Below are 15,171 nucleotides of genomic sequence, written 5' to 3'. Positions count from 1 at the left end.
CGATGCGAGAGACATACCGCGATCCTGCGCTTGAATGGCTGGACCACGTGCAGCCGGTCGGCCTTGTGGTCGCACCAGCCGTAGTCAAGGATCTGATCCTTGAGCCGACGCCGCAGAGCCAGATCGATAGCGCCGAGGTCGAACTGCTTGTCGATCCCGATCCGGCCAAGCCGGCTCTGGCTGATCCATGGGCCTTCGCGGAAGCGATCCTCGGCTGGGAAGCGCGGATGGTTGCGGGCGCGCCCGGCGGCCCCGCTCTACTCGATAGCCTTAGCCTGCGCCTGCCGGAGTATGACACGACACTTTCACCCGATTGGGCCGTCCTCGACCCCTCGGGTGGCGAGCAGCCGTGGCAGATACTTGTCAGGTTGGAAGGGCCGGGCATCGATCCCGATCAGCGCGGCGCGCTCGGCGGATGGGAGGCGACCCCGCATCAACGGTTCGAGCGGCTGTTGCGCGAGACCGGTGTCTCCGCGGGGCTAATGATCACCGACAAGGATATCCGGCTGGTTTACGCCCCGAAGGGCGAGACCTCTGGATGGCTCGCCTTCCCGATTCGATCGCTCGCGACAGTCGCCGGGCGTGCCATGCTCGGTGGGCTCAAGCTGATGCTCGATCGGGGACGGCTTTTCACCGATGCTGAGGACCGGCGTCTGCCCGCCGTCCTGAAGAAAAGCCGCGAGGCGCAGGCGGCGGTATCGATCGCCCTCGCCGAGCAGGTGCTCGGTGCGCTGCATGAATTGCTGCGTGGCCTCAACGCCGCCGATCCGGACGCGATCCGAAAGCTGGCGGCCGAACAACCGGGACACCTCTACGAAGGCCTGCTCACGGTCCTGATGCGGCTGGTGTTCGTGCTCTACGCAGAGGATCGCGATCTCCTGCCGTCGCGCACCGATGGCCGTTCGCGCGCGCTCTATGACAACGGCTACTCCATTCGCGGGCTCTACGCCAAGCTGGCCGAGGACGCGGCGCTGAACCCCGACACCATGGATGAGCGGCGCGGCGGCTGGGGCCGCTTGTTGGCTTTGTTCCGGCTGATCCATGGTGGCCATCCCTCCCACATCATCCAGGCGCGCGGTGGCAAGCTGTTCGATCCGGATGTCTTCCCGTTTCTCGAAGGACGCGCGGCGCGCTCCCATAAGCCGGCCGTTATGACCGTGTCCGACGGCTGCATCCTGCGCGTGCTCGAAGGTCTGATGACCCTCGAAGCCAAAGGCCGTGGCGCGGACCGAGCCCGCGAGCGCCTATCCTACCGAACCCTCGATGTCGAGCAAATCGGCTCGGTCTACGAGACCGTGATGGGGTTTACTGTCGAGCAGGCGGCGGGCCGCGTGCTCGCCATCAGGGCCGGCAAAAACAACCACACGCCGGTTTTCGTCGATCTCGACGCGCTGCTGGCCAAAAGCGGCAAGGATCGCGTCAAATATCTGAAGGAAGACGGCGATCGCGCGCTGACCGCGGCGCAGGCCAGGCCTGTCGAGACAGCCAGGAGTGTCGCCGAAATGGTTGCGGCGCTGGACTCAATCGTCGACGAGCGCGCCTCGCCGCGCAAGCGTGAGTTGTCCGCCGGCACGCCGATCCTGCAGCCGACCGACGAGCGCCGCCGCACCGGCAGTCACTACACCCCGCGGAGCCTCACCGAGCCGATCGTGCGTTACGCGCTTGAGCCGGCATTCGAGCGGCTCGGCCCGGACGCCACGCCCGAACAAATTCTTAATCTCAAGGTCTGCGATCCCGCGATGGGCTCGGGCGCGTTTCTGGTCGAGGCCTGCCGCGCACTTGCCGCAAGGCTAGTCGCCGCGTGGGCGCGCTGGCCGGAGACGAAGCCGGTCGTTCCCGCCGATGAGGACGAGGAGCTGCATGCGCGGCGGCTTGTAGCGCAACGTTGCCTTTACGGCGTCGACAAGAATCCCCTCGCCACCGACCTCGCCAAGCTATCGCTATGGCTTGCAACCTTGGCGCGAGATCACGAGTTCACCTTCCTCGATCACACGCTTAAATCCGGCGACAGCTTGGTAGGTCTGACTGAAGCTCAAATAGCAGCAGTGCACTGGGACGTATCGAAGCCCGGACTGCCGTTGTTTCGGCAGTTGGTGAAACAGCGCGTTGCTGAGGCAATGAAAGGCCGTGCCGAAATCCAAGCTGCGCCCGACGACACTTCGCGTGCGATTCAGGAGGCGCGGCATCGCGCGTTGGAAGTGCGATTGAGAGACATCAGGCTGATGGGCGATGCGGTGATCGCGGCATTCTTCTCAACCGACAAGCCGAAGGCGCGGGAGACAAAACGCGCCGAGGTTGAGAGTTGGTTGACCGGATCGTTCGACTTGGCGTGGGAAAAGCTCGCAGCAGTAGCCGCAAAGTTGAAACAAGGAGCTCATCCGCTCACACCATTCCATTGGGACATCGAGTTTCCAGAGGTGTTTGCGCGCGAGAGGGGGGGCTTTGATGCGATCATTGGTAATCCTCCGTTTCTGGGGGGAGTAAAAATATCCAATCTACTCGGGATGTCATATTTCTCATTTCTAACGTCGATCTTTATTGAGACAGGACATCTCGCCGACTACGTGGCTTATTTCTTTCGTCAGGCTTTTATCCTCTGCCGTGAGCAGGGCACCATCGGCCTTATCGCGACAAACACAATTGCTCAGGGAGATACCCGGGAATCAGGCTTGCGTTGGATTGTTGAGCATCGAGGCACGATCTATCGCGCAATCAAACGATTGCGATGGCCCGGCGAGGCGACAATAGTTGTTTCGACGGTCCATATTTTCAAAGGAGAAAATTACCGGCACCTGGTGGAGCTTGATGGAAGGCGGCAGTCCACAATTACAGCGTTCTTGTTAGCGTCGGGTGGAAATCGGGCGCCTCACAGATTGAGCGCTCTATCCGGATTATTTTCTCAAGGAACGAACATTCGATCCCCTGGCTTCCTGTTTGGTGATGAGGGCGAACCGAATACGTTGAACGATTTAGATCAGTTGCGAGTAAACCATCCAGAATGCATGTCCAGGATCTTCCCCTATCTTGGTGGCGAAGAGATCAATGTTTCGCCGGGACAGCTACCGAAGCGATACGTTATCAATGTAAGCGACCTCGAAGACGAAGATCAGCTTCGCAGGTTCCCGGCCCTGCACAAGATCGTGAAAGAAAAGGTGAAACCGGAGCGAGATCACTTGAACGACAATCCGAACAATAAGAAATTGAAGAGGAAATGGTGGTGCTATCACGCCGAACGTCGGTCATTTTACAATAGAATTAGGAGTCTGCGTGGCGTTATTGTCAATTCGTCGGTTAGCCCGCATCTAGCGTTTGCCATGCAACCCCTGGGGCGCATATGGGGCCATGGGCTGAATATATTTGCACTAGACTCTTGGTCGGCCTTTTCGCGGATGCAGGCACGACCTCACGAAATCTGGGCCCGACTTTTCGCCTCAACTCTGGAGGATCGTCTTCGTTATACGCCGTCCGATTGCTTTGAGACCTTTGCCTTCCCGCGCGGCCTTGAGCAATTGCCCGAGCTCGAAGTCGTAGGCCAAGCCTACAACAGCTACCGCGCAACTCTCATGGCCGCCCGCAAGGAGGGTATGACCAAAATCTACAATCGCTTCCACAGCCGCACTGAGACTGCTGAAGACGTCACACGCTTGCGGGAACTACACGCCGCTATGGATCGCGCCGTTCTAGAAGCCTACGGCTGGCAAGATCTGGCAACGCGCGCTGAGCCTATTTTCCTAGATGAGACAAACGAGGATGACCACACTTATCAGGATCGCCTGTTCTGGCCGTCCGATTTTCATGATGAAGTTCTGGCGCGCCTCCTCGCTCTCAATGCCGAAAGGCATGCCGAAGAAGTGCGTCTGGGCAATGCTCCGGGGATGATGGGCAATAATGAGAGTGACGATGACGGAAACGACGAGGAGTGAATGAGAGCGCGGGATGAACCATGACAACCAGTAACGAAATCCGCCGTGGCATCGTCAATACTTTCCGCCGCGACTTGATTGGCCCACTGCCGGTTAGCGTAGAGCTCGCCGACAAGGATTTGGAGATGGAACGGCTGAGCGATAGGCCGTCGCGCTGGTATCTTGCTGGCTTTATTGCTCCCACCGACGATCCCATGGCGCTTGATGCCGCCGACGACGATGTTGTCGATCCGAATGCTCAGGAAGAACTCGATCCCGAGGTTGACGCTCCCGATCCGGCCGGGTCGGGCGGCGCCGCTGGTGACAACGAAACCCCAGATGCGCCAAATGCGTCGCGCCGGTTCTTGCCCTCGTCGATCGGACTTACAGTTCTGCTCGACCCAGACGTTAATGAAATCGAAGCAAACGTCAGTTGGGGCGACTATCGGACAGAACCTCCGCTTCCTGAGAGTGTTTTGATCGGAGAATCCGAGCCCGAGGAGGTCGGCACGGATGGTAAACGGAAGCGGAAGGCTCGCGTTGCAGTTGAATGGGTTCGAGTTCCCAAGACGCGCACCGAGACGATCAAGCTAACAAGAGAGGGAAGAGGCAGCCCGATTGTTGTTCGGGAAAGCGCAGCCGAGCAACGACGTGGCGGCGGACTTCAGCTCGAGTCTCATTCGCGCATTTTCGATTATGTGACGCCGGATGGCACGCGGGAGAGAGTGCGAGCATTAACCGTTTTCCTTGTTAATCGGCGGGCCATCGTGCCCCAAAGCAGTTACGCCGACGTCTCTTTCGCATTTCAAACCCGGCTTGAGCTTATCTGTCCATCCGGCTTTCAGCCGCGTCGTGACTTGTCGGGCACGAAAACCAAGGATGGCGATCTGCAGCTTGCCGACCTGCACTATCGCGACATCCGCGAATGGGCCGTCGGCCGTAATGCAGCCGCGGGCTGGAGTGCTCCAGAAAATGAGGCCACAGCCGTTCAACGCGTCTGGACTGACCCGCTCCCAGTTGCAGAGGTCGAACGTGTAGCGCCCAATGAGGATGCGAAGCTGACATCCCGCGTCGTCTTCGGCATGGAGGATCTCGTTGAGAGGGCAACTGAAGGCGAGAAGTCTCTCGCAGATGCTCTCACGGCTCTACCGGCACTATACGAGGCGTGGATTGGACTGGAACGCGTTAAAGCCACGCGGCTTTCAGGGCAACGTCGTGCGACAGCGAATCGCCTGATAACGGATATGGAAGCCGCTCGCGACCGCATCGCGGCCGGTATTAATCTCGTAAGCTCAAGCAGCATTGCGCGGACGGCATTTCGCTTCATGAATGCATCCATCGCAATGGCTGCCCGTCGGCGCAATGCCGGTCCGAATGGAGACCCGGCGGCCCAGCGCAAGCCTGAATGGCGACCGTTTCAGCTCGCCTTCATTTTATTGAATCTGTCCGGTCTTGTGGACAAGTCGCATCCCGATCGAGAGAAGGCGGACCTGCTGTTCTTCCCGACGGGCGGCGGCAAGACCGAAGCCTATCTGGGTCTCGCCGCTTTCGTCATCGCGTTCCGGCGGCTGACCGGCCCAGGCATTCTGGGCGCCGGCGTGGCCGTCATTATGCGCTACACTTTGCGCCTCCTGACGCTCGACCAGCTTGCCCGTGCCGCGGGCGTGGTCTGCGCCCTCGAACTAATGCGGACAAATTCGGCTAATCTCGATGAGAAGGGGAGGCGGCTCCTGGGTGATTGGCCGATCGAAATCGGGCTTTGGGTCGGCTCCGATGCATCTCCGAACAAACTGGGCGGCAAGGGCGATACGGACGAACACACGGCCGTTGGTCGCGTTCGCCGCTATCGCAACAAAAAGGACAAAAGAGCGCCAGCTCCCCTAAAAGCCTGTCCTTGGTGCGGAACGCCTTTTACGAAAAACTCCTTTGCTTGCCGTCCCAACGAGACGGCCCCGACCAATCTTGAGATCCGCTGCGACAATCTTTCATGCGATTTCACGGGCAACCGCGCTTTGCCGGTGCTCACCGTTGACGAGCCGATCTACCGTCGGCTGCCCGCGTTTCTGATCGCCACAGTCGACAAATTCGCGAGCTTGCCTTGGGAAGGGCAGACAGGCGCATTCTTTGGGCATGTCGATCGATATCAGGAGGGGCTCGGCTTCTTTGGGGCATCCGAACCTCGACAAGGACAGCCACTGGGGAACGGTTGGTCGCTTGACCCGCCGGACTTGATCATTCAGGACGAGCTTCATCTGATCGCTGGGCCACTGGGCACCGTCGCGGGTCTCTACGAATGCGCGATTGATCAGCTTGCAACACGCACGAAAGGCGACAAGCGTATCCGACCAAAGATTGTCGCCTCGACCGCAACCGTTAGACGTGCCGCGGCACAGATCGAGGCGCTTTTCGACCGGGCTTCGACACAGATCTTTCCGCCACCGGGGATCGACCGCACGGATAGCTTTTTTGCTCAGACGGTCCCGTCGTCAAAGAACCCTGCACGCTGGTATCTAGGCATCGCCGCGCAAGGTAAAGGCCCCAAGCTTGTCTATCTGCGTGCTCTGACAACACTGTTGTCCGCGGCGCAAGCTGCTTACGACCAGGCTGCGGCGTCTGTTCCACCGGGCAAGAACAATCCGGCCGATCCCTACATGACGGCGCTATGTTACTTCAACGCTCTCCGCGAACTGGGTGGGGCGAGACGGATCGTCGAAGACGAAGTTCGCGATCGCGTCAGTCGTTACGGCACTCAGCGACGCCGGGTCGAACCACCGGACGTTATTTTCGCGGATCGACAAATCAAAGCTCCGATGGAGCTGACATCGCGCGAGTCGACCGACAAAGTGGCCGAGGCCAAGCAGCGCCTTGAAGCTGTCTTCGGTTCGCCGAATGAGGTCGTCGACGTGGCGCTCGCCACCAACATGATTTCGGTCGGCCTAGACATCACCCGCCTAGGCTTGATGCTGGTGCAGGGGCAGCCAAAGACTGCGGCAGAGTATATTCAGGCTACGAGCCGCGTCGGTCGCGATCACGACCGCCCTGGCTTGGTAGTTGTTGTGCTCAACGTGCATAAGCCGCGCGACCGGATGCATTTTGAGCAATTCTGCCAATTTCACCGAACGTTCTATCGAGCCGTTGAAGCCACCAGCGTAACTCCGTGGGCAGCCAGGGCACTCGACAGGGCCTTGGCTGCAATCGTGGTTGCCGCGGCCCGTCACGTGGATGAGAGCCTAACTCCGGATACCGCCGTCGGGGTGCTGAAGGACCATCCTCTGACGCGACAACGTGTCCGTGATGCAATTCTCAGTCGGGCTCCTGACAGGGCAATTGCCGGGGGCAAGGCGGCTCTTGCCTTACAGATTGACACCATTCTCGACGCGTGGATAGCGACTGCGCAAGATCAGGCGGCTGGCGGAAACGTCTTCGCCTACGCCCATAAAAAGAGTCCAAACCGACTGCTTCATATGCCACTCGCGCCGGAAATACCAAACCTCTCGCAAGGCCATCAGCTCTTCATTGCGGGGCGGTCGATGCGGGATGTTGAACCCAGTGTGACGTTGAAGGTGAAAGACCCAGATGGAAAAGTCATAGCCAACGCGGATGACGTCTGATGAGCAAGAATACGCAGCGACTCAGCCAGGTCATCTCCACGTTCGGCCCGGGGGCCATGGTGGATTTGCCAACGCGATCCGTAGTCATTGGCGGACTCGAGCAATGGGACATGAAGGGCGGCGGGTTCACGACTTTATCGGAGCCGCGGCTTCAGGAGCGTCTCGAAAAGCTCCTGAAGGAGCGGAGCCGGCTGGATCAGAGCAAGAGTCTTTCCCTTCGAACGCCCCCGATTACTGAAGCAGCACCGAACGGAGAGCCTCGCGGCATATCATCGGCGATATTCCCGGCTTGGTTCGTCTGTGAGGAGGTCGACGTCGTGGGAACGGGGCCTGCGGGCTTTCGTCGCCGGAGGCTGGTGCGATGGAGAGATTTGGACGCCACGGGCCGCAAGCGTTTCAACTTCGACGATGGCCGAAAGAGTGAAGTAACGCCAATCCGCTTCGTTTGCGCCTGCACAAAGGGGCACTTGCAGGACATCGATTGGCGCTGGGTCGTGCACGGCACCACGGTTTGCCAGGAGCCGATGTGGGTTGAAGAAAAGGGGACCAGCGCCGACCCCGCAGATACTTCCGTCGTGTGCGGCTGTGGCAGGCGGCTATCCCTTCAAGAGGCGTTCATTCCGGGCAGGCTCGGAAAATGCCGAGGTGAGCGCCCGTGGTTGCTCGACAAGGACCCGGATGGGTGTGATCTGAATCTAAAGCTTCTCACCCGAACGGCCACCAATACCTATTTCCCCCAGGTTTTAACGATCATCTCGCTCCCCTCAGAAGAGGATGAGCTAACGAAGTTGGTTGCGGATCTCTCGGGGGAGCTCACCAACGTGAAATCAGTTGAGCATGTAGACGGAGCAAAGCTGTTCAATCCCAAGGTTTCTGCTTCGCTCGGAGGGTTCGCCGACCAAGACATTTTTGATCGCCTTGTCAGAATTCGCGAAGGGGCAAAGGCCGATGCTTCAAAGTCTCCCAAGGTGGCCGAGTTCGACGTTTTCGCCAGCGGCCGCGACGAGATAGGGCAGAACCATCCGGCCGCCAAACTTTACGCTCAAACTTTGAAGCGGGAGGCCTGGGCCAGCGCGACGGATATCGATCTATCGAGTGTAAAAAGCCTCGTGGCAGTCCACAGGCTTCGAGAGGTTTCTTGCCTATATGGCTTTACGCGATTCGAAGCCGCACCCACGTCTAGCGATGGCGACATCGAGGACGTGAGCCTGGCGGTCGACGGTGCGCCAATATCGAGAGACGCCGATTGGTTACCCGCGATCGAACAGTTTGGCGAAGGCCTGTTTGTGCACTTTGACGAGGCCAAAATCCGCGCTTGGATGAACGGGGAGCCGGCTAAAGAACGAAATTCGAAGCTGATTGCTGGATTTCAGCATTGGTCGCTCCGATTTGGGGGCAAAGGTCCGAAGTATCCCGGTCTGCCCTACGCGCTACTGCATAGCCTGTCGCACGCGCTCATGTCCGAAATCGCCCTTGATTGCGGATATCCAGCCAGTGCCCTCAAGGAAAGGATTTACGCGTTGCCGGAGGGTGACGGAGGCCGCTTCGGGATACTGATCTATACCGCGACGGCCGGAGCACAGGGAACTTTGGGGGGCCTAGTAGCGACCGCCCCTCGATTCGCCTCCATCCTCAAATCGGCCTTGGATCGAGTTGCGATATGCTCGAACGACCCGGTTTGCTCTGATCACGAGCCAGACACCCAGAGTGGCGATCGCGCAACTCATGGAGCCGCTTGCCATAGCTGTTTGCTCATCGCAGAGACCAGCTGCGAAAGCCGAAATCTATACCTGGACCGAGCGCTTCTGACCGCGACGATGTCCGCGGCGGGTGAAGCGTTCTTCTAAGTCGATCTGAGCAACAAAATTACGCTCATGAACCATGACATGAAACATTGATTCTGAGGTTATGTTGGCTACTGGCTCAAACAAACCCCAAGGGCAATCGAAGGGATTCAACTGTGTCAGATGTCAGCAGCTGACTTAGCGAAGTTCACTCATTTTACTCGAACCCGTTTTGAGCTTCTCGTTCGTTGTGAGCTCGCACGTTGATTTGGAGCGTGCAATTGCAGGAATGCGGCCTCGGGCCGGATATAACGCACGCCTGCTAACCGCGCAGCGAATATGCATTCGAGTTCGTGCGAAAGCATTTCCGGAGATTGTCAGGCCGGCCTCAGGCTCATCCGACACGAAAAATGTAACCTATTTTCAGAAGGTAGTTTTCCGCAATAAGTTCCCGTTGACTCCCCAACAACGTAGTCAACCTGCAGCCAGCTGAAAACAGAATGCAAAATTTTCTCCCTGCCATTTGGCGTCCAGTTCGCGAATTCCCGCGGAAATCGCATGCTGCACTCTTATGAGATAGCTTTGCAGCGCCATTTTTCTTGTCACTTCATACAGATTTGCATGTCGTTTTCTGTGCGAAGTGCACAGAAATTCTGTGCGTTCCTACAGAACTTTCGACGTGTTCTGTATAAGCGCTCCGATCTGTGCGGGGCCAAGCTCGCGTTGAGCACATCAAAACACCGGCTGATCGATCAGCATGTCCTGACGGGTGCTGGAGCTCTGGCCGCGAGAGGTCCTCTCGATGAGCGTGCGTAGTTTTATCGTCTCGTCCGTCGTCCCGGGTTCCTCGAATCAGCTTGGTGTCAGCAACCCGAGCCTAGCGGCGTTCCCAAGTTCGCCAACGGCGGACTGGTCGGCGGAGGTTCGGTGGCTGCTCCTTGATCGGCCTCCTCATGTGATAGCGCCCTCGATCAACGTCTCGGTGCAGGGCTCGCCTGGGCAGTCGCCACAGGATAACGAGCGCCTGGGCAAGTCAGTCGCCGACGCGGCCATGGTTCATGTGCGATCGCTGATCGGCCAGGAGCTACGGCAACAGTCGCGTCCTGGCGGCGTGCTGTTCCGGCGCTGAAAGCCCAACACAAGCCGGCGACGGCATGCTACAGTAGACACCAAAACGCAAAACGACGCGCTGGCCGGCGCGTCGTTTTCTAGAATGTCGACCCTACTTTGCAAGAAAGTTTCGACCCGTGAAGAATACTCGATCAGCCCTCGGCGGCGCAAGCGAAAACCCTGAAGATTGCATCTCCGACTTCGATAGCTTTGAGCGATCGCTGGAGAGCAAGCTCGACGGGCCGCGCTCCGATCATTCATTCGGCGACCAACAGGCTCATATTAACGGCTTGCTTTCGCAACTCGATGACGAACCCACGCACGCCGCAGATCAGTCGCAGGCCTTGACGCCAGAGCCAGGTCACTCGGTATCAGCACTCATCGCGGCCAATAAATTGAAACGCAAGCGGCGCAAGAGCGCCATTCGGTCCCAAAACTATCGCGACCGGGAGCGGCGCGAGCGCACCATTGACGTGGACAAGGTGATTGAGCAGTTGGACGCCATACCGCGCCCACCGTTCGATCGCACCTTGCGCAAGATTTACAACACGCGACTAGCGGCACTGGTCGCCGCCACCCACGCGCCCAACGCCCGGCAATCGCTGGTGCAGATCAGGGATGAAGAGGAGAGGATCACGACCGCATGGCAAGCCAAGGCAAGCTTTGGAGGAACAAAGACGTCTTTGGCCGAGATTGCGAAGCGCTATCCGGGCAAGATCACCAAGTGGCAGATACGGAACCTGCTTGATAAGGTCCGCAAGCTAGAGCAGCCCGGCGGACCGTGGCACGGGCTAGGGTAGCACGCTTTTCGTCACGGCACAGTTTCCGGTGAAAGCGTGACGAGGTTAGCACGAAAGGAGTAGCACGGACTTCTCTTTCTTTTCGGTTTGTGTCAGTAAAATCAGAGAATTAGGTTAGCACGATCTGGCGTCACGGTCGCTAAGACCTCACTCCATTCAGTCAGTCAGTCACTTCGTTCCTTCCTTCCTTCATTTCGTTCGGGGCGCGCGGCGCGCGCCGCCTTCTGATCATCTCCGGAGAAGGGACTGCTTCCGGCTAGAATGGACCTCCAGGATATGAATGCTCCCGGCCATTCGCCGGCCTCCGGCCGGCTCAAGTCCTGGTCGATAACACTCCAGGGGAGCAAGCCTTCCGGCTATGAGAACCCTTCCGGCTATGAGCCACCTCCGGCCATGATCGCCGGCTCCGGCGGCTCACTGCGGGCCATCGGTTTGACGGATGGGCGTTCCGGTCGCGTCTAGGATCGCGAGCCGTGACTCTGGATTCGCTATTTCGAAGTGCCCGCTACCTGACACAAGTGAAGGGTCCTGACGCGTCAGCGGGCTTCTAGTTGGGTCGACAGAACGCGGCGCATCGTGATCATGGTGGACAAGAGTGGAACGGCCCGACAGCCCCACAGAATTTCCGCGTCGACCACCGCTTCTGTTGAGCAGGGGCAATTGGAAGTGGCTCGACCGGGCCGCTGGTGAGCTTCGGTTGAAGCGCCAGATCTTCGCACCGCGCCTGCTTTCGACGTGCGCGAGTATTCCGGCGACCATGGCATGCCGCTGCTGGACAAAGCCGCCTTGGGCCAGACATCGACAAGCTTGACGACGTTGCCGGCGAGCTGCTGATGTTCTGCTGCGACACATAGGCGGAGTTGGCTCGGGGGTGGATCGGATAGTGGCGTGAATTCCGACGGCTGTTCAAGTGGCGCAAGGAGCTTAGCGCACGCCGAAGCGAACTATAGCGCCATTGGTCGAGATCGGGTTGTCTGAGCCGCCGCCGGGAGGAGGGCAAAGCCGTTGACGTAAACATCGAGGCGTCGACTGCGCGCTAACGCTCTGAAGATGAAGACTAATGGCCAAGGCTAAAGCGGAAAAGTGTGGTGGACCCGTTACGCAATGGATTGGGCTTCCTAAAAAAGTTCTAGGACTTCGCTCGTCGCGAAGCCCCAGAGGGACGACCGCAAAAGCAGGTTATTGGAATTTATAGCCACCGATCGCGCAGAATTCGCTTGCTGTATCATTCATCATCGAACTGCTTTCGGCTCCCATTTTGAAGTTATAGCCGACGATAGTTCCGTTCCGCTGTGTTACTGAGCCCAACACAGTCTGGAAACCTACATAGCCACCGTAGGAGTTCTTGGCATTGACTTGGAAGCAGTAGTCGGGCCCTTCAGCCTGAGCTTTGATCAGGTTAGGCCATCGATATTGAGCAGACTGTGGATCCTTTAGCCGGTTGCCATACGTGTTCGCGATGATCTTCTTCTCGGCATCTGTCAGTGGGCGCTGTTGGACGGAACTGGTGCCGATCGGAGTGGTGGCTAGGACGACAAGCGTAAGTGTAGTTTTGAGCATTCTCTCTTTTCCTGTTTGCTCGGGTGAAGTGAGTTGATAGGGGCGCTACCCGAGCCGAGCGACCAGATCGGCGGCGCGCAAATGCGTGTAGCGCTGCAGCATCTTGAGCTCGCGATGTCCCGAGATCGCGCTAACCTCGGCGATGTTGAGACCCCTCTCGAAGAACCGAGAGATCGCCTCATGGCGCAGATCATGAAAGTGCAAATCCGACATTCCGGCGCGGACCCGCAGGTGCTCGAACGCTAGCCGCACCGAGTTGCCCGTCACAGGAAATACTCGCTGTTGTTTTGCGCTGTTGGCTTGAAGGTCTTGCAGTGTCTGGATCGCGCGACGTGACAATGGCACGTCGCGGCTATCGCCATTCTTGGTCAGTGGTAGATGCGCAACAGCTTGCTTCAGGTCGACGTGTTCCCATTTGAGATCTAGCAGCTCTCCCCGCCGCATACCTGTTTCGACTGCGAGGACGATAAGCGGCTTGAGCAGCGGGGTGCGCCCACGGTCGCAAGCGTCGAGCAAGCGCTGCTCCTCACCCTCCTTGAGCCTTCGCGTTCGACCACGCGGGACTGGCGGGCGTCGGATCAGCTTAACCGGATTGCGGGGCACCCAGAGGCCCCACTCACGGGTCGCAACCTCGATCGCATGCGATATCGTGTTGAGCTCGCGAACAACCGTCGCCGGAGCGACCGTCTTGAGGCGCTCGTCCCGATATGTCGCGACGTCCGAGCTCGTTAGTTTGGCGAGCGTGCGGTGCGAGATGGGGCAGCGCACAATCGAATTGATCCGCGCCTTCTCGGAGACGGCCCCGCGCTTGGTAGGTGTCACCTCATTGGCGTAACGGGAGAGAAGCTCGCCCAGCGTCGTCTTCTCGGCAGCGCGTGTATCAGCGACCCAGCCAGACCGGTCAGCTTCCGCCTCAAGATCGCGGGCCCAGCGCTCCGCAGCAGTTTTGGTATCGAACGACTTGGCGCGGGGCGGGACCCCTCGACGACGCACCTGCGCCTGCCAACGCCCTCTGAGTTTTCGAATAGTCGCCACAGTCGCTTGCTCGGATCACCTTGTTTTCTCGATACAAGGACGCCGGCGAGTCGGTGCCAAGGATTATCCCGGCGCGGTGCGGGAAAAGTCGGGTGTGCCGCTTGTGTGCCTATTCCGAGCGACAATCCGAGCTAGGACGCGGAAACACCTATGCGATCAATGGGGACCGGACCGGGTCAGCAGCGATCGCGGCCAAGCCGCGTTGCCGTGATGAGGCAAAGCTCCATTTCTAAAGATCGAACCTATTCGGGCACATTGATGTCTGGGTTTTGCGTCAGAATAGGCGCTGTCCACTTCCAGTGGATGAAATTGTCGAAGCAAGGACATGCAATGATCTCGATGGATGAAGGAAAATGGCTTGTTCCGTTTAAAGGAAGAGGTTCGTCAGCCTACACCCAGCTAAACTTCCTGTGGCAACACGAGAATGTTTTCGTAATGGACAACCACCGGGCGGCGATGTGGTGCTGGTTGCAGCGCATAAAGCCAACGTCATCGCACTCACTCTTCCACATCGACCAACACTACGACACGAGAACAAGCCATATGAATGAGTGGCTGAAGAAGGTTCCTTCATGCTGGGACATTCCAATTGAAGATTATTTGTCTCTTACTGTCGCTCATCCGGCTATAGGGGAGATTCCCCTACTTAGCTGGGATAATTATCTTTCGATTTATCTGGAGCTATTCGGGCGCCATTTGAACTCGGTAAATTTTGCAACCCATCGAGTTGGAGAGAGGCCAAAGCAAGAGATTTGGGAACATGACGTATGGGACGTTCCTGAAAATCTCGACTACTGGCTTAAGCCGGAACTGGCGCCTTGGATTATGAATGTCGATCTCGACTACTTCTTCTGCGACGCCTCTGACGACCAACCGCCCCAGCGCTTTCTCTCGCCAGATTTCATCTCGGGAGTGTTCGACGTGATTGCGCGAAAGCGAAATGACGGCACTATTGGCGTAGTTACGATTGCCCTTACCTCGACCAAAGATTTAACCGGAGGATGGGGCCCTGCCGTGGAAACTGCGCGGCTCGGGCTCTCCCGACTGGGTATCGATTTTGCTTTGCCGTAAGTGGATCCTGGTCGGCAAAATTGTAGGGCCATCATGCTCAGCCAATTACAGTCTGATGGTTACCTCAGCAGCGTCATGTTGTGCGCTGCTGTTGTGGCTACGAGCGGCTCCCTGCTCCTGTCCACGCGCTGTTGTGCAACCAAGCCCCAGTGCTGCGAGTCAACCTTGCTCAGGCAGAACTAGATCACGGTGCCATTTTGCGCCATTAAGATTGTTCTCTAAATGTTCTTGAGTTTCATGCGCGACGTGCTAGAAAATCGGCCGGGCGTGTGAATTGCGATCGTTGCAGACAGCAATT

The 15,171-nt window shown here is 58.2% G+C and carries 8 protein-coding genes; 6 read left to right on the top strand and 2 right to left on the bottom strand.

Annotated features, from left to right (window positions below; genetic code table 11):
* The first annotated feature begins 2 nt into the window (after positions 1-2).
* The 5 genes from XH90_RS34115 to XH90_RS34095 all read left to right on the top strand — a co-directional run bounded on the left by XH90_RS34115 (position 3) and on the right by XH90_RS34095 (position 11,207).
* A complete protein-coding gene (locus XH90_RS34115) occupies positions 3-3,923 on the top strand; it encodes an Eco57I restriction-modification methylase domain-containing protein (protein WP_194478593.1) in 3,921 nt (1,306 codons plus the stop codon).
* 20 nt (positions 3,924-3,943) lie between these two features.
* Positions 3,944-7,513, top strand: a complete 3,570-nt coding sequence (gene drmA / locus XH90_RS34110; RefSeq protein WP_194478592.1) for a DISARM system helicase DrmA — start codon at positions 3,944-3,946, stop codon at positions 7,511-7,513.
* Positions 7,513-9,360 (top strand): DUF1998 domain-containing protein, encoded by a 1,848-nt coding sequence (drmB, locus tag XH90_RS34105; RefSeq protein ID WP_194478591.1) that lies wholly within the window; start codon positions 7,513-7,515, stop codon positions 9,358-9,360. The genes drmA and drmB overlap by 1 nt, the downstream gene beginning before the upstream one ends.
* A 739-nt stretch (positions 9,361-10,099) precedes the next feature.
* A complete protein-coding gene (locus XH90_RS34100) occupies positions 10,100-10,426 on the top strand; it encodes a hypothetical protein (RefSeq protein ID WP_194478590.1) in 327 nt (108 codons plus the stop codon).
* 118 nt (positions 10,427-10,544) lie between these two features.
* On the top strand, positions 10,545-11,207 hold the full coding sequence (locus XH90_RS34095) for a hypothetical protein (RefSeq protein ID WP_194478589.1): 663 nt from the start codon (positions 10,545-10,547) through the stop codon (positions 11,205-11,207).
* 1,179 nt (positions 11,208-12,386) lie between these two features.
* Here XH90_RS34095 and XH90_RS34090 read toward each other — a convergent pair.
* Entirely contained in the window at positions 12,387-12,767 is a 381-nt protein-coding gene (locus XH90_RS34090) for a hypothetical protein (RefSeq protein ID WP_194478588.1), read from the bottom strand.
* Between the two features lie 45 nt (positions 12,768-12,812).
* Positions 12,813-13,802, bottom strand: coding sequence for a site-specific integrase (locus XH90_RS34085; RefSeq protein ID WP_194478587.1), 990 nt, complete (start codon positions 13,800-13,802; stop codon positions 12,813-12,815).
* A 330-nt stretch (positions 13,803-14,132) separates the two neighbouring features.
* Between XH90_RS34085 and XH90_RS34080 the strand changes: the two genes are divergently transcribed.
* Positions 14,133-14,873 (top strand): UPF0489 family protein, encoded by a 741-nt coding sequence (locus XH90_RS34080; RefSeq protein WP_194478586.1) that lies wholly within the window; start codon positions 14,133-14,135, stop codon positions 14,871-14,873.
* Positions 14,874-15,171 lie beyond the last annotated feature (298 nt).

The organism is Bradyrhizobium sp. CCBAU 53338 (assembly GCF_015291665.1).
GTDB lineage: Bacteria > Pseudomonadota > Alphaproteobacteria > Rhizobiales > Xanthobacteraceae > Bradyrhizobium.
The sequence above is the reverse complement of the archived record's forward strand: the minus strand, read 5'-3'. Positions and strand labels throughout refer to the sequence as shown.